General features: G+C 35.3%; 13 protein-coding genes. 10 read left to right on the top strand and 3 right to left on the bottom strand.

The genetic code is table 11. From position 1 onward, the window contains the following. Positions 1 to 14: 14 nt before the first annotated feature. Positions 15 to 3,680, bottom strand: coding sequence for an MMPL family transporter (locus AC5P2S_RS16205; RefSeq protein ID WP_494555598.1), 3,666 nt, complete (start codon positions 3,678 to 3,680; stop codon positions 15 to 17). 248 nt (positions 3,681 to 3,928) lie between these two features. Here AC5P2S_RS16205 and topA point away from each other — a divergent pair, with 248 nt between their 5' ends. Further along, a complete protein-coding gene (gene topA / locus AC5P2S_RS16200) occupies positions 3,929 to 6,469 on the top strand; it encodes a type I DNA topoisomerase (protein WP_494555597.1) in 2,541 nt (846 codons plus the stop codon). Positions 6,470 to 6,599: 130 nt separating this feature from the next. On the opposite strand, the gene AC5P2S_RS16195 is transcribed toward topA, so the two are convergent. Together AC5P2S_RS16195 and AC5P2S_RS16190 are read right to left on the bottom strand one after the other, a co-directional pair. Beyond that, positions 6,600 to 7,700: a protein NO VEIN domain-containing protein gene (locus AC5P2S_RS16195; protein ID WP_494555596.1), complete on the bottom strand. Its 1,101-nt coding sequence runs from the start codon at positions 7,698 to 7,700 to the stop codon at positions 6,600 to 6,602. A gap of 202 nt (positions 7,701 to 7,902) precedes the next feature. Then, on the bottom strand, positions 7,903 to 8,982 hold the full coding sequence (locus AC5P2S_RS16190; RefSeq protein ID WP_494555595.1) for a serine hydrolase domain-containing protein: 1,080 nt from the start codon (positions 8,980 to 8,982) through the stop codon (positions 7,903 to 7,905). Between the two features lie 375 nt (positions 8,983 to 9,357). On the opposite strand from AC5P2S_RS16190, the gene AC5P2S_RS16185 reads away from it, so the two are divergent. From AC5P2S_RS16185 to AC5P2S_RS16145, 9 genes are all read left to right on the top strand, one after another. Then, entirely contained in the window at positions 9,358 to 10,707 is a 1,350-nt protein-coding gene (locus AC5P2S_RS16185; RefSeq protein ID WP_494555594.1) for a hypothetical protein, read from the top strand. Between the two features lie 12 nt (positions 10,708 to 10,719). Continuing rightward, positions 10,720 to 11,772, top strand: coding sequence for an acyltransferase family protein (locus AC5P2S_RS16180; protein WP_494555593.1), 1,053 nt, complete (start codon positions 10,720 to 10,722; stop codon positions 11,770 to 11,772). A 112-nt stretch (positions 11,773 to 11,884) separates the two neighbouring features. Further along, positions 11,885 to 13,018, top strand: a complete 1,134-nt coding sequence (locus AC5P2S_RS16175; protein ID WP_283417844.1) for an EpsG family protein — start codon at positions 11,885 to 11,887, stop codon at positions 13,016 to 13,018. Between the two features lie 6 nt (positions 13,019 to 13,024). Further along, positions 13,025 to 14,581 (top strand): DUF8728 domain-containing protein, encoded by a 1,557-nt coding sequence (locus AC5P2S_RS16170; RefSeq protein ID WP_494555592.1) that lies wholly within the window; start codon positions 13,025 to 13,027, stop codon positions 14,579 to 14,581. 4 nt (positions 14,582 to 14,585) lie between these two features. Beyond that, positions 14,586 to 15,656: a formimidoylglutamase gene (locus tag AC5P2S_RS16165; RefSeq protein ID WP_494555591.1), complete on the top strand. Its 1,071-nt coding sequence runs from the start codon at positions 14,586 to 14,588 to the stop codon at positions 15,654 to 15,656. Between the two features lie 128 nt (positions 15,657 to 15,784). Further along, entirely contained in the window at positions 15,785 to 16,795 is a 1,011-nt protein-coding gene (locus AC5P2S_RS16160; RefSeq protein ID WP_494555590.1) for a glycosyltransferase family 2 protein, read from the top strand. Positions 16,796 to 16,814: 19 nt separating this feature from the next. After that, positions 16,815 to 17,924 carry a glycosyltransferase family 4 protein gene (locus AC5P2S_RS16155; protein ID WP_283417848.1) on the top strand — a complete coding sequence of 370 codons (1,110 nt, stop codon included), beginning with the start codon at positions 16,815 to 16,817 and terminating at the stop codon, positions 17,922 to 17,924. A 29-nt stretch (positions 17,925 to 17,953) separates the two neighbouring features. Then, positions 17,954 to 18,826: a polysaccharide biosynthesis/export family protein gene (locus AC5P2S_RS16150; protein ID WP_283417849.1), complete on the top strand. Its 873-nt coding sequence runs from the start codon at positions 17,954 to 17,956 to the stop codon at positions 18,824 to 18,826. After that, positions 18,826 to 21,336 carry an exopolysaccharide transport family protein gene (locus AC5P2S_RS16145; protein WP_494555589.1) on the top strand — a complete coding sequence of 837 codons (2,511 nt, stop codon included), beginning with the start codon at positions 18,826 to 18,828 and terminating at the stop codon, positions 21,334 to 21,336. Before AC5P2S_RS16150 ends, AC5P2S_RS16145 begins: the two co-directional genes overlap by 1 nt. The last annotated feature ends 25 nt before the right edge of the window (positions 21,337 to 21,361 follow it).

Raw genomic sequence — 21,361 nt, 5'->3', positions numbered from 1 at the left:
CAAAACTATGATTTTTAGCCTTTATTCTGATTTTTTTTGTAAATTTTTATAGCGCCTGATTCAAATATTAAGGAATAATTCTGATTAGTGAACAATAACGCTTTTGTTTTTAACAGTATAACGGTTTCTGGTAGATCAGAGATTTTTGAAAAGCTAAAATGGTCATCAGAAATCAAAAGCACGTCAATATTTTTGTTGACATTGGAAATATTTTTGATGTAACTGATTTTTCTGGTTTTTACAATATAATTCTGTCCGGCAATTTCCCGTTTTTCTTCATTGCCGATGAAACTAAAAATTTTTCTGCTAGCATGATAAAGACTCAGTAAAACATCTTTTTGTCCATAATCATCCGCAATATGCAGAACAACGGTGTCTTTTGCAATGTATTGATTCAGTTCAAAATAAACCGACTTATTAGCTTCAAAATCTCGTTTGATTTCCTTTACAACTTCATTTTCTTTGTAAAGGAAACTTAAGAATAATTTCTTTCTGAAGTAGTTTTCATCTTCCAATTCAGTTCTCAATTCAGAAAATTTTTCTCTGAACAGAGCATTGATTTTCTTCGTTCTTTCGGAATAATTTGTTCCAAAACTCAAATCATCCTTATTAATTCTGTCTCCGACTTTTACTGTGATTGCACCGTCATAGATTATGAAATCGCCTTTTGGCAGGACTTCTGAATTGCCGTGGATATAAACTGGAACAATGTCCAGATCAAATTGCTCGGCAAGATAAAATGCACCTTTATGAAATCTCTTGATGTCGTTGTCATAAGAACGTTTCGCTTCCGGAAAAACCATTAGAGAATAGCCATTTTTCACTTTTTCTCTCAACTTTTCCATTCCGTTTTCAATGCCTTGAGAAACGGGATAGAAACCCAATGCCTTTACTAACTTTCCAAAAATTGGTGATTCATAAACCCAGTCATTCACAAGATAAACGATTTTGTGAGTCGTCATCGCCATCGCTAATGTGTCAAGAAACGATGTGTGATTGGCAATAATAATAGAAGGTTTGCCGAAGTCTTCGTTTGGATTTCTGATAACAGTTTTTTTAACAAAAGGATTGGTGTACAAAACTGAACCTAAATATTTTGCAATGAATTTTTTAATGAAAATCAAGGTGTTTCCTTTCGCATTCTTCACAAAAATAGTTCCGAAAAAAGAAAAAAATAATCCACCCAAACCATAATAAAGAAATGATAAAACAGAGTGCAAAAACAGTCTGAAAGTAATCGGCGATAAACCTTTTTTCTGCCTGTTAATGATCAAAAATCTAAACCAGAACGGATACAAAGTTGAGGTAATTACAATCACTGAAAACATTCCGATCAATGCGACCAAAGCCAAAGAATGTAAAGCAGGATGTTTTGCAAAAATCAAAGAACCGATGGATAAAATCGTTGTGAAAACTGCCAAAATAATCGAAATTCTGTATGTTGGAAGTTCATTTTTTCCTGTTGTATGTTCTTTCTGCATCGCTTTCGTGAGGAAAATACTGAAATCATCACCGACTCCGAAAACCAAAGTGCAGACAACGGTGCTGAAAATATTTAATTCTAATCCAAGAAAATACAAAATTCCTGCAGTCACAACTCCCGTTAAAACAATCGGAAACATCGTCAAAACAGACAATTCGAAATTTCTGAAGAAAACAATAATCGTAAGAATAATAGCTAAAAGTGAGTAATTGATTAGCGTATTAAAATCATTTTTAAGCAAACCTAAAAAGTTCTCGTTCATCTGTTGGCGGTCGATTGCCAAAGCATCGTGATTTTTTTCAACATCTTTGATGAAAGCATCGCGTTTCTTTTCGTCCACTTTCACCACATTCGAAACAGTGTAAAATCCATTTTCGTTGCTTAGGAATTCTGAAATCTGAAGGGCTTTTATTTTTTCATAATCTCTTAAACTTAAAGTGGAGTAGGATTTATTTAAATTTTCATTAAACTTATCGAAAGCAGAAGCATTGAATCCGAATTTATTCCCATTTTGAACCAATTCAGAGATTGTCTGATTTTTTTTGTTCTGATTCCAGAACTGGTTCCATTTTTCAAACTTTTTTTGTTGGTCTTCTTTCGATAAAACAACATTTCCAAGCGAATTATAGCTCAGGATTTTTCCTTCCTGCTTTTCTTTTTCCAAAAACCGGCTCAGCTGAGAGTTTCTCGCCAAAGCTTCATTTTCAGAATTTCCATAAGAAATCGTGTAAATCGATTTTGAAGTAAGGTCCGATAATTTTTCAAGTTTCGCTTCGCTGATTTTCAAATCTTTTGGAATGTAATTTAAATCACCAATGTCTTCGTTAAAACCAACGTGACGGAAACCAAAAAGACACGCAATTATCATCAAAGAACATCCGATAATCAACGGTTTGTTCTTTTCGTAAGGGTAATTTCCGATTTTATCGATGAAATTCGTGCTAACTTTATCAGATTTTTCTTTCGGATGATACAGTTGCGGAACAATAATTAAAGCGGTAAAAGACGACAGGAAAACTGTAATCGCAGCGAAAAGCCCAAGATCTTTCAACGCTTCAGAACGGACAAAAACCAAACACAAAAATGAAACCGCCGTAGTTGCGCTGCTCAGAATAATCGGTTGCGTAATTTCCTTGTAAAGCTCTTCAGTATTGTTGTTGTGCTTGTAATGCGTTAAAATATGAAGGGCATAATCGATGGTAATTCCAATTAAAATTGCTCCGACGCTGAGCGAAATTGCCGAGATTTTATCTTTAATAAAGTATAAAATCATCAGTGAAATGAAAACAGCAAAAACTGTCGGTAAAAAAACAATCAGCGGTGTAAAGAAATTTCTGAAATAATACATCAACAAAATCAACAGAACCGTCATCGAAATAATAACCGTATTCTGAATGTCTTTCTTGATTTGTTGGGCATTGGCAACCGCAATTACCGGCGAACCAAAATAGCTGATTTCAGTTTTTCCTTTGAATTCTTTGTTGAGGTTGTCTTTAATTTCATTTAACTGATTGACAAAAACTTCGTTGTTTTTCGTGTCGTTGCTTTTATTTTTAGGATCGATGAAGAGCAGGAGGTTTTTTCCGTCTTTGGTAACGATGTAATTGTCTTCCAGCTTGAAATCCTTACTGATATTTAAAGCATTGAGTTTTTTGATTCCGAGAAAAGTGATTCCGAGAGGATCTTTTTTGATAAATTCTTTGGTGACTAAACTTGTTGGCGAAACCAGCGACACATAATTGTTCTCTACCTGTTTTGCAATACTGTCTTTGTTAAGTTTTCTTTCAATTTCCTGATAATCGTTTTCATCCAGAAATAAAGGCAGATTCTGATTGACAAAATCAAAAGTTTCAGAAATTTCGTTGTCATTTACTTTTCCCTGAACCGAACTGATGTATTTTTGTAAAGGTTCGATTTTATGTAAAAAAGTATCTGCAGTTTCTGAAAGCTGGAAATTATCATCTTTCGATTTGTTCTCAATGATGACAATAATTTTGTCTGAAAAGTTCAATTGCTTTAGAACTTTCGCCGTCAAATCAGATTTGTCGTTTTTCGGAATAATCTGATTGATGTCTTCTTCAAAATTAATTTTAGAAGCAAAAAAACCACAAATGACAAGAATTCCCAATGCTGCTGCGATGGAAATGAGCCGGTTCTTGGCAATCAGATAATATAAAAAGATGAAAAAGCGATGCATTTTGATTTAAACTGCTGTATTCAGTTTTAAATATGGTTAAAGTTTTTTATTTCTGCGAACGTGTTCATTCTCAATATTTAAAAACAATTTTTTTTAAATTGAGTCTGCGAATTTAATGAAAAAAAGTTAATGTTTTGTTAAAAGAGGTTTTCTGAAATCAATAATATATATAAGGAATAGACAATAGAAATAATTCTTAAATCGATTGGTAATAAAAAAACTCCTACTTTTGCAAAAATTTTTTTAGAATGCCAAAAAATTTAGTCATCGTCGAGTCTCCGGCAAAAGCAAAAACGATTCAGAAATATTTAGGTAAAGATTACGAGGTCAAATCCAGCTTCGGACACATTCGTGATCTGCCTAAAAAAGGGATGGGAATTGATCTTTCCAATTTCACGCCTGATTATGAAGTTTCTGCTGATAAAAAAAAGTTAGTGGCAGAACTGAAGAGCGCTGTTAAAAGTGCGGAGATGGTCTGGCTGGCTTCCGATGAGGACCGAGAAGGAGAAGCGATTGCATGGCATCTGGCAGATGAATTAAAATTAAAACCTGAAAACAGAAAACGAATTGTTTTCCACGAGATCACCAAAAATGCGATCCTGAAAGCAATCGAAAACCCAAGAGATATTGATCAAAACCTGGTTAACGCTCAACAGGCGAGAAGAGTTCTGGACAGAATCGTTGGTTTCGAGATGTCACCGGTTCTTTGGAAAAAAGTTAAAACAGGATTGTCGGCAGGTAGAGTCCAGTCAGTTGCGGTAAGATTAATTGTAGAGAGAGAAAAAGAGATCCGTGAGTTTGTTCCAAAACCAAGTTTCAAAGTGGAAGGTATTTTCCTGAATGACGGAAAACAGGAGATCGCAGCTAAGCTGAAAAAAGATTTCGAAAAAGAATCTGAAGCCGAAAAATTCCTGGAACAATCCAAAGCTACAGAATTCAAAGTTCTGAATGTTGAGACAAAACCGGGGACACGCACAGCGTCTGCTCCTTTTACAACATCTACTTTGCAGCAGGAAGCGTCTTCCAGATTGGGTTACAATGTAACGACTACTATGCGTTTGGCGCAGCGACTTTATGAAGAAGGATTCATTACTTATATGAGAACGGATTCTGTTAACCTTTCTCAGGAAGCGATCAACGGTGCAAAAGCGCAAATTATTTCAGAATACGGCGAGAGCTATTCCAGGCCGAGAAATTATACAACAAAATCTTCTTCTGCACAGGAAGCGCACGAGGCGATCCGTCCGACAGATTTTTCTGTTAAGTCAATTGGAGATGCACAATTGAACAAACTGTATCAATTGATCTACAGAAGAACACTGGCGTCCCAGATGGAAAATGCAAAAATCGAAAAAACGGTGATCGAGATCGGGAATCCGAAATTACCACAGCATTTTGAAGCGCAAGGCGAAGTGATTGTTTTCGATGGATTCCTTAAGGCTTATGGCATTGTCAAAACAGAAGATGACGACGATGAAAGCAATGAAAAGCTGTTGCCAAAAGTAAAAGTTGGTGAAACTCTTGACTATAAAACAATCACAGCTACAGAAAAATTTACGAGACCGTCTGCGAGATTTACAGAAGCGGGATTGGTTAAGAAATTAGAAGAATTGGGAATTGGTCGTCCTTCGACTTACGCACCAACAATTCAAACCATTCAAAACCGCGAGTATGTGGATAAAAGAGAAATAGAACCACAAACGAGAGAGATCATTAAGATGACATTGGGCAAATCCGGTGTCAAAAAAGAAGTTCTCGAAGAGAAGTTTGGCGGTGATAAAAATAAATTTGTTCCAACCGATATCGGTGAAGTGGTAAATGATTTCTTAACCGATAACTTTGCGGAGATTCTGGATTATGGTTTCACGGCGAGAGTGGAAGAAGGCTTTGATGAGATCGCGAGCGGTGAACAAAAGTGGAAAGAAATGATGACGGATTTCTACTCCAAATTTCACCCAAGAATTGAGGACGTCGAGGAAAATGCAGATAGAGCAACTGGAGAGAGAATCTTAGGTATTGATCCAAAGTCTGGTAAAAATGTTCATGCAAGAATCGGAAGATTCGGGCCAATGATCCAGATCGGCGAGCAGGATGATGAGGAGAAACCGACATTTGCATCACTGATGTCTAACCAGAATATCGCTACCATTACACTGGAGGAAGCTTTGGAGCTGTTCAAGCTGCCTTTTGATCTTCAGGATTTTGACGGTCAGCCGGTGTCAGTGGGTGTTGGGAGATTCGGGCCTTATGTGAAATGGGGCGAGACGTTTATCAGCATCCCGAAAGGCGAAGATCCATTGTCTGTGAACCAGGAAAGAGCAGAAGAGATCATCAACGAAAAGAAAAGAGCCGACGCGCCTATCGCCACTTACAAAGGTGAGCCGGTAACTAAAGGAACAGGAAGATTCGGGCCGTTTATCAAATACCAAAACATTTTCGTGAATGTGCCGAAGCGTTACGACTTCGACAATCTTTCCCAAAGTGATATCAATGAACTGATTGATGCCAAACTGGACAAAGAGGCCAACCGCTACATCCAGCAATGGGAAAAAGAAAAAATCGCTATCGAGAACGGAAGATGGGGACCATTTATCAAGTTTGGAAAAGCGAACTTCAAAATCCCGAAAAAGAAAGATGATTCTAAATATGAGGCTGATGAACTGAAAGACATTTCTCTCGACGAAGTGAAAAAATGGATCACCGCGCAGGATCCGAAAGCTTTTGCCGAGAAAAAGAAACAAGCTGCTAAAAAGCCGGCTGCGAAGAAAGCACCGGCGAAGAAAAAGTAAAAACTTATTCTCCATAAATAATTAACCCTTTCAGAATTTCAAACTCTGAAAGGGTTTTTTGTTGAGGTACTGATTAACAGTTTTGTTGTTGGCGCAAAGCCTGGAGACTTTGTGCAGCGTGGGGATTTTTTTAGTAAATACAATAATATCCATCTGAAAATATTTCGATAGATTCTAGATCAATAATCTCAAAATGTGGATTCCCTTCTATGTCATAAACACGATATAACTTGTACCTTTCCTTATTTTTCTGAAAGACATTATATTCATTTGTTGATAAAAAAAACTTTTGGGAGTTGTATTCTCCTTTCATTCTACATGTGGTCTTTACTTCAATTAATTGATCATTACCATATTCATCGTAAGAATGTATATCATAACCATAATGATCCGATACTAAAGATTTATGAATAGGATGTTTATCGTGGCTTTTTAAACGTTTTTTTTCTATTTCAAAAATATATTTTTCACCTTTTAAACCTATCTCACTTAATCTTTGTAATTGTTTTGTTCGTTGCTCAATTGACAAAGGCTTAATTTTTTGTTCTTCACCATTAGTTGAGATAGCTGATAATAAAAAGATAATTTGAGAAACATAGAAATCAAGTTGTGAAAATTCGATTTCTCCTATTTCATTAGGATATACTTCAACTAAAATTTGTGATGTATTGGTATGTTTAATAATTATATTTGCCCAATCTTCAAAACTAACCCTTGAATTATTGCTATATGCGGTAAAACCTAAATCACATAAATTATAAAATTTTTCTTTATAAAGCTGATCTTCATTTATTTTATTACTTATACTGATAGCTAAATTTTTTAATTCAGTTTCTAATCTTAATTTTTCTTCTTTTTTTACACTATGTCCGTGTGCCCTACCAAAGAAAAATCCAACATCAAGGCACGGTTTATGTGGATTTAATACAAAACTTATTTGAGCAGAATATTGTTTGTTCGTATTTCCTTTAAATATTCCAGACCAAATACGTTTCAACCTAGTGCCACCAATGGCAATGTCATTTCCTGTTACTATTGATGATTCAAAAATTCCATAACCTGCATCATATTTTTGCTTGAAAAAATTTGCAATAGTTTTTAATTTTAACTTAATGTTTTGAAGATGTTGTTTTTCTTCAGCTATTGCATTGCTTAGAAAAAAATTATCCTTGTAATTTCGATTACTTATTTCATTTATAAACCTTAAGTCTTGTAATGTCAGATTTTCCATTAAAATTTCTGCTGTCAAATACGCGGCACCAATATAGAATAATTAATTTTAATTTATGAAATAATTATATTTATTTATTTTAAAAAATGCGATAGCTGTTTAATGCAAGACTCACGAGGGTTTGTAATTGTGCTTTAAGACCTCAGGGATTGGGCTACGTCAGATTTTATGGATTTTACACATAGCCAATTGGGCTACGCTTCTAGCTGCCATAGTTTTCTTTCAGCTTTCTCATTAAAAGCCTTACACCTTGCTGCGTATCCGGATTAAAGGAATTTGTGAAAATTATATAGGCTTTATTTTTTAATCTGTCGATGTGCACAAGAGTATAGTATGTTCCTGCAGTACCGGAGTGTGTCGAAAGTTCTTTTCCGTTTTCATAAATATTAAACCAGCCGAGGGAATAGTTTGGGATTCCCTTATGGATAAAAGTATATGTTTCTGCTTTCAGGTAATTATCTTGTTTTTCAAGACCTTTTAAATTGAGCTGAATAAATTTGATGTAATCTTTAAGCTTTATATTTAGATCTCCAGCGGGTTCGGTGTAGTCCAAATGATAGTCAAAGTTAGAAGGAACCGGCTCCAGCTTACCATCCTCTGTTCTATGTCCCCAGGTATCTTTTTGCTTTTGATTTTCGGGCCAGGATAATTTCACATTTAATTTTAAATCCTTATTGAATACCTTTTCAACTAATTGTTCCCAGCTTTTATGAGTTACTTTTTCTAGCATTAATGTGGCCAGCGTATATCCTGCATTCGAATAAATGAACGGGTTTTGCTCGTCGGGTTTTACAGGTTCCAGCGTTAATACGAACTGCCCAAATTGTTTTCTTTTTTCCGGATTTGTCCCTTTGAAGCCGGGAATTACAGGGTCATCTTCTCCTTGGAATGGTTGTATTCCTGCTTTGTGTGACAGTAAATCCTGTAATGTCATATTAGCATACTCCGGTTTGCTTTTTTGTTTCCATTCGGGAAATAGATCAAAAAATTGGGTTGTCCATTTTAGTTTTCCATTTTCTACATATTTGGCAATAATAAACGCTGTCATCGCTTTTGTATTGGAACCAATATGGAACCTGTCGTTTAATGTCGCTGCATCCGGAAGATTAACCGAATGCTTTCCTAAAGCCGCGATTTCCAGTGTGGATCTGCTGTCGACTACGGCGTAACTAATTTCGGGGATGTTATATGATTTCCTAATCGAGTCAGCGAAATTAATTGTTTTTTGACCAAAGCAAATTACTGATATGGTTAATAATAGTATTGTCGTTATTTTTTTCATTTTTATGTTTACTTTAAGGGGACTTGTGCTAGCAAGTTGTTAAGCAGTCAAATGTAATTAATTTTAATATGTGTTGATTGATTTTATTTTGAGTGATCTTTAGCTGTTTAACGCAAAGCTAACAAGGGTTTTGCAATGATTATGATTTTTCAAGATTACAATCATGACTTATCCAGATTTGGGTGCTTTGTAATAAAACTTTGTGCCTTTGGGATTTATTAAATGCAGATTTTGCGAAGGTCCTCAGAAACAGTAATTTTTTCGTAATCCGACTTCTGTCACAGCCGTTATTTAACCAAAATCACAAAAAATTAATGAGCAGTCTGAAGTTTTATTAATATTTTTGACGTTTGAACCAAGAAAACACAGTTACTGATGGGTGAAAAATTACAATGGGTGAATCTTAAAAGCTTTCCATGGCTGATTTTTTTTATAGCGATAGCTGTTTGGATCGCCATTGCCGGCGCTAATTTCTATTACCAGCATCAGGGCGGTTATACAGGGACAGGGATTCTTTTCCCGATCTCGGTGATCTATCCCAATCAGTTTTTATGGAGCGGATTTGTGTTTGCGTTTTTGTTTCTGATTTCAGGGACTTTTGTTTTCAGATTTGCTGACAAGATGAATGTCTATCTTCTCTTTTTGATTGCTGTTATTTTGGTTTTATTAGGCAATCTGAGTCAGGGTAATTTCGATATTGCTTTCCTGCAGCCGTTTTATCTGAAAGGAAGACAATATTATGCTGATGCAATCAACATTACCGACGGACAGATTTGGCTGAGAGATTTCTCCGGGAATCTGGAACAGTTCCAGATGCATACCAAAACGCATCCGCCATTTGTAACGCTCCTGCATTATTGGATACTGAATATTTCCAATATTGAAACCCTGGCGATTGTGTTTTTTGCGATAGGAAGTTTATCATTTCCACTGTTCTATAAGATTTTGGTTGATCTCGGCTTCGAAGAAACCAGAAGGAAGTGGGCGCTGCTTTTGTTTGCCGTTGTGCCTTCTGTTAATATTTATCTTCTGGTTTCGATTGATGCATTGGTTTTAACTTCAACCCTGATCTTTTTATTAGGCTTTGCGAGAATTTTTCATCAGAATAAAATTGATTCCGTTTCATTTTTGCTGATTTCGTCAGGGTTGATTCTGACCAATCTTTTGACCTTTTCGGGATTATTTCTATTTGCATTTTTAGGCTGCATCAGTTTCTATTTTTTATCAAAGGGAAAATGGAATTTTGTCTGGCTGAGCCTGATGGGTACTGTTGTTTTTGTTTTGGTGTTTGCAATGATATATGCCATGACGGGCTACAATCAATTGGAGACGTTCTTTTTGGCTTCAAAATCAGAAAATCCGGACGGTTTCCGATTGTTTCATCAGCCGTTTGTTTATTTAATGACAAGAATGGAAGATATTGGTGAGATTTTCCTGTTTTTATCTTTTGGATTTTTATCTGTTTTTTTCTCAAAAAAATCAGGAACGGAAGTTTTTGAAAACCGGAATATTAATATCCTGTTTTTCTCTGCGATTTCAGGGATTTCAGCAATGCTTCTGACAGGTGCTTACGGAACGGGCGAAACAGCGAGGGCCTGTTTGTTTCTGGTTCCTTATTTTTTGATTTTGTTGAAGGGTATTAGTTCAGACAATTTTAAAATCATGTTTTACCTCTGTCTTTTTCAAACGTTTGGGATGCAGATGATCGGGAATTTTTATTGGTAAAACAGAAAGAAGATGCTGAATAATTTAACAGGACTGAGATTCTATACCGCATTTTGGGTTTTCCTATATCATTTTTGTGTTTATACGGGAGGAATGGATAATTTCTTTGTGAAGAAAGGTTATCTGGGTGTGGATATTTTCTTTGTGTTGAGTGGTTTTATTTTGACCTATGCTTATCATAAAAGCTTTATTTTGGAAAAAGTAACCTCCAGGAAATATTATAATTTTCTGGTTAAGAGATTTGCGAAAATCTATCCGCTACAGATATTAACATTTGTGATCGTTGGTATTCTTTTATTGGTCGGCAAATATGTTTTTCATCAGAAAGATCTAATCATCAGGCCGGATCATATCGTTTCAAACCTTTTGATGATCCACGCCTGGAACATCAATGATGCTTTGAGCTGGAATACCCATTCCTGGAGTTTGTCAGATGAATGGTTTGCTTACCTGTTTTTATTTATTTCTGCAACATTCATTATTAAACTGAATAAATTCTGGGGAAGAATTATTCTTGGTGCAGTTGTTCTTTTCTTTATTGTAAGATGGTTTAATATCGAGAATTTTGACCTTAATGAATATACTTACAAAGGCTTGGAAAGAATTATTCCCGAGTTTTTTCTGGGAATTTTAATAGGATTATTAAGGTTTGATTTTACTGTTTCTAAAAAAGCAGCGAGCTTGATTTTTGCAGCCAGTGTTTTGATTTTACTGACTCTTACAATCACAGACTACAAAGTGGATGCTCTGTGTATGTTGCTGTTTGCGGGGATGATTTATTCACTGTCATTTCCGACGTATTTTGATAAGTTATTCAACTCAAAAAGAATGGTTTATCTTGGAAATATTTCGTTTGCTTTTTACATGTTTCAGTTGACAGCATTTTATTTGTTCAAACCTGTACAGAATTATATAGCCCAATTGAATATCTCGGAATATATTTCCGGTTCTATAGAGTTGCTGATTTTAGCTTTACTCAATTTACTAATGGCGTCATTAGCCTTTAAATATTTTGAAGAACCAGTGAGGTTATATATTTTGAAAAAAATGATAAAAAATAATTGAATATTAGGGGAATTAAATCGAATTAATACTTATTTTATTTGACTGCGAAATCTTAAAATAAGAATTATATTTGAATTCTAATTATAACAGATATACTTAGCAAAGGTAATTAATGGCATTTTTACATCCGGTTTTTACGGTTCTTTTTGTCTTCTTGATTCTCTACAGTTTTGTAGAAGTCAATAGAGAAGATGGCTTGCGAACTCCCAAATTTATTTTTTGGACCATTGCCGTATATATGATCGTAATTATTGGCTACAGGAGATATGTTGGTGCGGATTATCCTGTTTATGATTCGATGTACAGCCAGTATTTTCCTACTGTTGATTATAGTCAGTTGATTGATAAAATGTTGTTTAGAAAATCAAGGATAGATGTAGAATGGATGTATGCCATGCTGAATAAATGGGTCTATTCTACAGGCGTTCCGTTTAAAGAATTTACATTGATCAGCGCTATTATAACAATTACCGGAAAACTTGCCGTTTTTTACAAAGATTCCAAATATCCTGTTTTTGCAATTCTTCTTTTCCTGATTCCGGGATATTTCATTGCAGACAGCGGGCATATGAGACAGGCATTGGGGATGACAATGTGTGTTATATCTTTCAAATTTATCAAAGAGAGAAAAGTCTGGTGGTATCTTCTGTGTATTTATATTGCTTATGGGTTTCATAAATCCACGATTATCTTTTTGCCTGCTTACTGGCTCGCAACAATCCCGATGAATCCCAGCAGGATCTTCTATTCGATAATGATTTGCGTGATATTATCACCATTTCAGATATATAATTTGTTTTCAGGTTTTCTGGATACACTTAATGTTCAGGACGTTTCGAACGGATACAATGGTTACATCAATTATGAAGCTTCCGGCTCCAGTTTTCTCGACGGACAGATTTTGGTTTTTAGCTTCTTGCTGATTACTTATGACAAGGTCGCCTGTGAGAAGATCTATTATTATGAGTATATGCGGAATCTGCTGATTATGGGAATTTGTCTTTATTTTATTATGAGAAGTAATCCCGTTTTCTCTACCAGACTTGTAGGTTCTTACTTAGGATTTGCACCATTGGTTATTACCAATATTATTGCATCTATGGATAAAAAAAATACAAGATGGTTTTTCCATTTGTTCTTCGTTGTTTTTATGATATTTTACTATTTTGTATTTGTGAAATATCAGGGGAACGCAGGGCGCTTCACACCGGATAAATATCAAAACTTCCTTTGGTTTACTCAATAAAATTAGATGAAAAAAAATATAATACTTTTAGTAATATTTCTGGTTCTTGGATTATTGATATTTTATAATACCCAAGTTGTAATAGATTTTGCAGGAAAATATATTTATCCGTTAGACGATGCATATATCCACTTATCTATGGCAAAAAACTTTGCTGAATTTGGAACGTGGGGTATCACGCAATATGAATTTTCCTCTACCACGTCATCACCACTGTTCACTTTTCTGTTAGCTGTTCTGATTAAGATATTTGGAAATTGGCAATACATTCCACTAGTTGCCAATAGTATTGCCGGAATTGCTTTGATCCTTGTTTTTCATAGGTATCTGAAACAATTTTCACAATCAACTTATATTGTTGTTTTGTCATCAGTCGTTCTGCTAATGCCATTGCATCTGATGATAATGACGGGAATGGAGCACGTTTTTCACACGTTGGTGATGGTTTTGGTTTTACTCGGATTTCAAAAATATCTTGAAGATAAAACGCCGAGACATTTCTCCAATCTGGCATTGCTCTCAATTATTGCTGTCGGTTTCCGGTATGAGAGTTTGTTTTTTGTTTTCTTTATCTGCATTTACCTTTTTTTCATCAAAAAAGATTATGTTATAAGTGTGGCTTTAGGAATTCTGGCGCTTTTGCCGGTTCTGGTTTATGGTTATATTTCCATTGACAACGGCTCATTTTTCTTACCAAATTCTTTGATTCTAAAAGGGAATACCAATGACGGTATTGTGGGTTTCCTAACCAGAGTTGCAGGAAATGCCTACCGTGGAATTTCAGTTCTGGTGTTAGTTCTAATTTTATTGATTCAGGTTTTTGTCAAATCAAAACATCAAACAACATTAACGGATAAGATTTCAAAAAATGCTATTCCGTTTGTGGTGTTTTGCGGGTTTGTCGTTCATCTTTTATTTGCTAATTTCGGCTGGCTGATCCGGTATGAAGCTTATCTTGTGGTGATTGTCTTATTTGCAATAACGCCTTTTATTAATGAGGTTTTCAATAAAAATGCGACAAATAAAATTCTAAAATTCGGAACTATTTTTCTTTTACTGGTTACATTCTATATGCGGTTTGGAACAATGCTGGAAAAGCAGCCGACCGCTTCCAAAAATATCTTTGACCAGCAGATTCAGCTGGCGGATTTTCTTCATCAGTATTACGGAAACTCGAAAGTTATTGCCAATGATATCGGGGCGATTACTTATTTCAATAATATTCATCTTTTGGACACTTACGGTTTAGGAAGTATAGAAGTGGCGAAACTCAGAAAAAGTGACCACGGAAAATTTACCGATAACAAGGCTTTGCAACAATATGTTTACGATACGGCAAAAAATCAGAATTTTGATGTGGCTTTGGTTTTTGATGAATGGGTAAAAATGCCGGATTATTTTTCAAAAGTCGGAACTTTGACGATTCAGAATAATTATATGTCAGGAGGAGCAACAGTTTCTTTTTACTCTGTGCAGAAAGAGAATACCCAGAGCCTTAGAAATCAGTTAATTCAATTTTCTAAGGAAACACCAAAAGACGTTATCATAAAAATTGTAGATTAGAACTATGGAATTCGAAGACTTTATTATTGCGCCCAGAAAAATCCGAACGGAGAAATGGCAAATCGGAGACGGAATCACCAACGACATCAAAGAAGGCAGTATTGTTCTGCTATTTGTTTCAGATTACCGTGGCGCTAACGGCGAGGCGGAAAGTCAGGATTTTACAGGTATACGAAAAGAATTTTATAAACTGTCTCAGCTCGATTTTGAGATTCCGGTTGTGGATTTAGGAGATTTGGTTTCCGGAAGGACGCCGCAGGATTCGCATTACATCTTGCAGGAAGTTTTGTCAGCTTGTCATTACAAAGGTGCGATCCCGGTGATTGTTGGCGGAAGTAATGACTTCGCATTTTCGCTTTTTTCTGCGCTCAATTTTCATCAGCAAGATATCAGCTACACCCAAATCAGCAATGTGGTGTCGCTGAAACAGGATGAAGAAATCCATGAGTCTAATTTTTTAAGTAAAATCTTAGGCTCCAAAAATTTCTCTATCAAAAATTACCATCATCTGGGCTATCAGAAACATCTGAACGAAATGGATTCTGTAAAGCTCATCAAAGAAGTTCAGTTTGATATTATCAGATTGGCAGAGATGATGAATTCTACTGAGAAAACAGAACCATACTTTCGTAAAGCAGACTTGGTTACAATTAATTGTGATGCGATTGAAAGTTTTGGTGAGGCTTTTTCTATGAATCCGCAAGTGAATGGACTTAACAGAAGGGAGATTTGTGCCTATATGAAAGAAATCGGCTTGAGTGAAAGATTGAAATCTGTAGGGATTTTCAATTATAATATCTATTCTGATTCTCAACTGAACCATCAGCTTTTGGCACAAATGATCTGGTATCTGATCGAGGGAATCAATATTCAGCGATCTCATCCGAAGGAGAAATCTTACGAGACTTTTTATGTTTTGATTAATGACGAGCAATATGCTTTCAAGAGAGAAGTTTTCAGTAATCTTTGGTATTTTGGAGATGATGAGGATATTGATAATTGTATCCCTTGTTCGCGTTCGGATTTTGATGAGGCTAAAAAAGGATTTTTAGGACCGAGATTTACCAGAAATTAATATTTAGTAATGCTGTTGTAAAACTACTGTTCAAAAGAAGAAAGGTGCAAGAAGAAAGCTCCGTAGGAGCGAAATGTTTGTAGATAAAAACCAACAGGTAAAGCTCCAGAGGAGCGATATGTTTTGTAATGTCTGAAAAATTAAACATCAAAGTTTCAATCATTGTTCCGGTTTATAATGTCGAATTATATCTGGAAAAATGCTTGTTGTCATTGGTCAATCAGACTTTGAAATACATCGAAATTTTGGTGGTGAATGATGGAAGCAGCGATAATTCTCAACAAATCATCGAAAAATTCCAGCAAGAATATCCGGATAGGATTTTTGGTTTCATAAAAGAAAATGGCGGACTCAGCGATGCGCGCAATTTCGGAATCGACAGAGCAAGAGGAGAATTTCTGGGTTTTGTTGATAGTGATGATTACGTGTCGGAATCGATGTTCGAAGAGATGTATGAACTGGCAGTCAAGCATCAGGCAGAAATGACGATTTGTAATCTTCAAAAGGTTGATGAAAATGGTAATTTGACTCAGAAATTAACCCAACTCCCAGGGTTTCCGGAGAAAATCGTTCTGGAGAATAACCTTTCTGTTTTTTCGGACATCTCTTATTTCGCTTGTAACAAATTATTTAAAAAGGAATTATTTCAAAATAAAAGGTTTAAAAAAGGGATTCATTTTGAAGATATCGAATTGATTCCGCAATTGCTGCTTCGGTGTCGTGTTTTGGCATTCACTCCAAGCTATCATTATCAATATCTGGAAAGACAGGATTCTATCAGTAAAAGCCACACAATAAAAGGTTTGGATATACTGAAAGCTGTAGAAACTGTGAGCGAAAGTTTTAACCTGAGCCGTTTTTCCAATCACTCGAAAGCTTTGAAGAATTTTCAGATATTGGAGGGCGTTTATACTTTCCTGGCCTATCTGGCCTTTGTGAGAACGGACTCTGATTTTTACAGAATGTCAGAAGGATTGGATCGGTTTATAACAGTCAATAATTTAAAAATTAAAGATATATTGCAATATAAGCGGTTTGGTAAGAATTATCTATTATCTTTGCCATTGAAGAAAAAAATTTATTATATCCTTAGTCTTTTTAAGTTGAGGAGACTTGTCAGGATATTGATTAATCAATAATACAAAGCAAAAAACACTAATGACTAATAATTTCGAAACTTTTTTGGAAAGCACCGGAATATCTTTTTTCTATTTTAAGCTTTTGCTTGGCTTTGTGTTTTCGTTTTTGATTACTTACTTCGCAATTCCTACAATAATAAAAATCTCCAGGAGAAAAAACCTGATGGATGAACCGGGCGCAAGAAGCTCTCATCTCAGAAAAATCCCAAATTTGGGCGGGATTGCCATCTTTTTTTCATTAGGTGTTTGCGCACCGATTTTCGCTTACGAACTATTTGACCGGTACAAATTTTTATTTGCTTCTTTTATAATTCTGTTTTTTGTAGGAGTTATGGATGATATTATGGTTCTGAGAGCTTATAAAAAGTTACTGGCTCAAATTTTAGTTTCCGCGTTAATGGTTATTGGTTCTGATGTCCGTATAAGAAGCTTATTTGGTGTTTTTGGAATCTATGAGATCAATTATTATGTAAGTGTCGCATTCAGTCTACTAACATTTATTATTTTAATTAATGCTTTTAATCTGATTGACGGGATTGACGGACTTGCAGGAAGTTATACCATTATAACAAGTGCTTTGTTTGGTGTAAGCTTTTTCAGATTGGGAAGTCATAATGATCCGCTGGTCATTCTTTGTGGTATTTTAATAGCGGCATCTTTAGGATTTTTATTCTATAATTTGTCAAATAAAAGAAGTACCAAAATTTTTATGGGTGACACGGGGTCTATGATTTTGGGATTCTTATTGTCATTTACCGGTATTTCCTTCATAGAGATTTTTATTGCAAAGAGAGATGAGGTTTTCTATCACTTGCAATCTGCTCCTGTTATTGCAGTTGCAATTCTGATCTTACCGATCATCGATACACTTACTGTGATTATTACAAGAATCTATCATAAAAAATCGGTGTTATCTCCGGACAAGAATCACATTCACCATAAGTTATTAAACCTGGGATTAACCCATAGGAGATCAACGGTTTATATAATAAGCTATTATTTGTTAATCATTATTGTAGCTTATTTTTTCAGACATCTGAATGTTAACTGGCTATTGGTGTTGATTATGGCACTTGGGTTTTTAGGAGCATATCTTCCGATATTTTTATTACGATTCAAAAAAGATTAAAATTGTTATACTTTTGTAAAAAACTATTGATGATAAAACGTTATTTATTTAATATATTTTTATTGCTAACCTTAGTCGGGATCAGCACTTCCTGTATTTCCAAGAAGGATATTCGGTACTTGCAGCCTAGCGAGAGCCTTACAATTAATGAAGAAGGTTTGGTTCCTTATAATGTTCCGGAATACAGAGTGACTAAAGGTGATATCTTGAGCCTTAATGTGGTGACAACACCAAAAGGAGATGCGGCGCAATTCTATTCATCTCTTAATGCTTCCAATGGGGCTAATGGGAGTCAGCAAATCACAGGAGGCTCTAATGCACAGTCTGGTGGAAATGGTAGCGGTTCCGGCGGCAATGCTACATTTTATTTCAATGGATTAAAGGTTGATTCCAATGGTGACGTTAATATTTTTGGGATCGGATATATCAAAGCAGAAGGCAGAACATTGGAAGATATGACCAAAGAACTACAAGAAAAGGTCAACGAGAATTTTTTGCAAGGGAAATCCGAAGTCAGACTGAATCTTGACGGCATCCGCTATTACATTCTGGGTGATATGGAAACCGTAGGAATAACGGGAGAAAAAACCGCTTATGTTACCCAACTTAATATAATGCAGGCTCTGGCAATGAATGGTGGTCTTAACAGAACGGTTGACCGTAAAAATATTATGATCCACAGAAAGTATCCGGAAGGCATAAAAACGGCAAGATTGGATCTGACAAGGGAAGATGCGATGAACTCTCCATATTACTGGCTTCAGAATGGTGATATAATTTATCTTAACACGAATGGTAAGAGTATCAATGGTTTTGGAAAAGAACCGCTTCAAACTCTGACAACGGGCGTCTCATTGATTACAACAGTAATGTCTATTTACTTAATTATTACCAGATTATAATGATTCCTGATAAAAGCGGAAATAATACACAAGGTTCAGCGCAGGCGGCTGAGAAAATGGGTTCTTTCAATTTGTTTGACCCTGCTCACTTTGTGCAGAGAGTTATTCGTAATTGGTATTGGTTTGTAATCCTGGGATTCATAGGTTACTGTATTTCTTATGTTTATAGTAAGTATTATGCACAAAGGATCTATTCTTCCAGTTTGTCATTAAGTATTTCGAGTAATACAGCAAGTTACTTTACACCCAATCAGTCTATTAATTTCATCTGGGGGCAGGGTGGTAACCAGGATGGGGTTTATCTTAAGAAGATATTATTATCAAGAAGCCACAATGAGTTTCTGGTAAAAAAACTAAATCTGATTACCAATTACACAACAAAAGGACTAATAAAAACAACTTATCTTGATCAGGAAGATAGCCCGGTTTTTTTGGAAATTGATAAGTCTCATTTACAGCAGGTTAATTATCCGATAAGTATTATTCCTAAAGGCAAAAATCAATACGAAATTATTTTACCCGAAGAGGGACAATCCAGAAATCTTTATAATTATAATACGGAAAGTGTTGAGTCTGTATCTTCTTATGCCAGACCGAAAAACAGGATTTTGAATCTGAATGAATGGTATGAATCACCCAATCTCAAATTCAAGTTGATCTCAAATCCGAATCCGAGCAATTTGGGTCTTGATAATATCATTGTAACGCTTGTTCCTGTAAATCAGGCTGTAAATAGCATAATAGGAAGCTTGTATGTAGATTTCGACAAAGAATTGTCTTCTATCATGATTATTACAAAGACTGGTTATAACCTGAATAACACGGTTAACTTCCTTAATAATTCTGTACAGGAACTGATAAAGAAAAGATTGTTGGATCAGAATATGGTAGATAAAAATACCGTAGAATATCTTAATGAAAATCTTTCTTTGATTAGAAAAAAACTGGATTCCAGTGGGGCAGTACTGAATAATCTCAAGATCAACAATCGTCTTTTCGATATGGAAAATATCGACTCCAAAACACTTGGCAAATTGACTGATCTTGAAACTCAAAAAGCAGAATTGCTTACTAAAATCAACTCTCTTAATGATATAAGGAATTCTGTCGGTACAAATAGTATAGAAAAAATTATAAGCCTGAATGTTGCAGGCATAGAAGACGGAAGTTTCACGGCATCAGTTTCGGAGCTCAAGCAGCTCTATGCAAAGCGCAGAGAAATGGCGCAGATTTATACTCCCAATTCTGAGCCGATGCGGGAGATCAACAGATTGATTAATGAAGCAAAATATACATCGCAAGATGGTTTGAGGAAGTACTTCCAGGGTTACAATAATAAGCTTTCAGATCTGGATGCACAGATTGGGAAGATTGATAAAGAATTGGTGACGCTTCCCGAGAAACAAAGGATTTTTCTTGATGCACAAAGAGGTTATAACATTATTGAAAATACTTATAACACCCTACTTACGGAACAGGCAAAATCCCAGATGCGTGTAGCTACAAACCAAAGTAATTTGAATATTATTGACAACGCAAAAAATCTTGGACAAGGGCCGATTGCTCCTGATGTCAATGCAACGCAAATGCAGATTATGGGTGGATTATTGCTCATTCCTCTTGTGTTCTTACTGATAGGAGAATTACTTGATAATAAGATCAGAAATCTTAAAGAACTGCTTACTGCAACTAAAATTCCATTATTAGGAGTAATTGGTCACAACAGCTATGATAATAACTTAACAGTTTTGGAAGAGCCAAAGTCATCAATATCAGAGGCGTTCCGGGCTGTAAGAGCCAATCTCCGCTTTTTGTTTGATGAAGAACAAAAAAGTAAGGTGATTCTGGTAACATCTTCCATTAGTGGAGAAGGGAAAACCTATGTTTCAATTAATATTGCTTCGGTTCTGGGACTTAGTGGAAAAAAATCTGTCTTATTGGGAATGGATCTCAGGAAGCCTAAAATTTTTGGAGATTTCAAAATTAATAACAAAAATGGGATTTCCAATTACCTTACGGGACAAGCAGAACTGGAAGAAATCATTAACCATACAAGTATTCCCGGTTTAGATGTTATCACTTCCGGACCAATACCACCCAATCCTTCGGAGTTATTGATGAGCGATAATAATATGAAATTTATAGAAAGATTAAAAGAAATCTATGAATACGTGATTATAGATTCTCCTCCAGTAGGTTTGGTCGCAGACTCATTTGAATTGATCAAAAAAGCTGATACTACAATATATGTTGTTCGTCATGAATACACGGAAAAGCATATGTTGAGAATGATCACTGAGAAATATTTTAACAAAGAAGTTTCTAACCTGGGATTAGTTTATAATGATTTTGTCGTTAAGCAAGGTTACGGCTATGGCTACGGTTATGGCTACGGCTACGGTTATGGTTACGGCTATGGTTATGGTTATTTTGATGAAGACAAAAATTATAAAGAACCAACAATAATTAAAATAAGGAACAAGCTGAAAATGTTTTTTAATAAAAAATAGAAGCCTTTCTCAAGGCTTTTATTTT

This window comes from Epilithonimonas sp. 33E, from assembly GCF_059372615.1.
The sequence above is the reverse complement of the archived record's forward strand: the minus strand, read 5'-3'. Positions and strand labels throughout refer to the sequence as shown.

Excerpts from the sequence above, each read along its gene's own strand:
- AC5P2S_RS16205 (WP_494555598.1), bottom strand. The coding sequence starts at position 3,680 with ATGCATCGCTTTTTCATCTTTTTATATTATCTGATTGCCAAGAACCGG.
- topA (WP_494555597.1), top strand. The coding sequence starts at position 3,929 with ATGCCAAAAAATTTAGTCATCGTCGAGTCTCCGGCAAAAGCAAAAACG.
- AC5P2S_RS16195 (WP_494555596.1), bottom strand. The coding sequence starts at position 7,700 with ATGGAAAATCTGACATTACAAGACTTAAGGTTTATAAATGAAATAAGT.
- AC5P2S_RS16190 (WP_494555595.1), bottom strand. The coding sequence starts at position 8,982 with ATGAAAAAAATAACGACAATACTATTATTAACCATATCAGTAATTTGC.
- AC5P2S_RS16185 (WP_494555594.1), top strand. The coding sequence starts at position 9,358 with ATGGGTGAAAAATTACAATGGGTGAATCTTAAAAGCTTTCCATGGCTG.
- AC5P2S_RS16180 (WP_494555593.1), top strand. The coding sequence starts at position 10,720 with ATGCTGAATAATTTAACAGGACTGAGATTCTATACCGCATTTTGGGTT.
- AC5P2S_RS16175 (WP_283417844.1), top strand. The coding sequence starts at position 11,885 with ATGGCATTTTTACATCCGGTTTTTACGGTTCTTTTTGTCTTCTTGATT.
- AC5P2S_RS16170 (WP_494555592.1), top strand. The coding sequence starts at position 13,025 with ATGAAAAAAAATATAATACTTTTAGTAATATTTCTGGTTCTTGGATTA.
- AC5P2S_RS16165 (WP_494555591.1), top strand. The coding sequence starts at position 14,586 with ATGGAATTCGAAGACTTTATTATTGCGCCCAGAAAAATCCGAACGGAG.
- AC5P2S_RS16160 (WP_494555590.1), top strand. The coding sequence starts at position 15,785 with ATGTCTGAAAAATTAAACATCAAAGTTTCAATCATTGTTCCGGTTTAT.
- AC5P2S_RS16155 (WP_283417848.1), top strand. The coding sequence starts at position 16,815 with ATGACTAATAATTTCGAAACTTTTTTGGAAAGCACCGGAATATCTTTT.
- AC5P2S_RS16150 (WP_283417849.1), top strand. The coding sequence starts at position 17,954 with ATGATAAAACGTTATTTATTTAATATATTTTTATTGCTAACCTTAGTC.
- AC5P2S_RS16145 (WP_494555589.1), top strand. The coding sequence starts at position 18,826 with ATGATTCCTGATAAAAGCGGAAATAATACACAAGGTTCAGCGCAGGCG.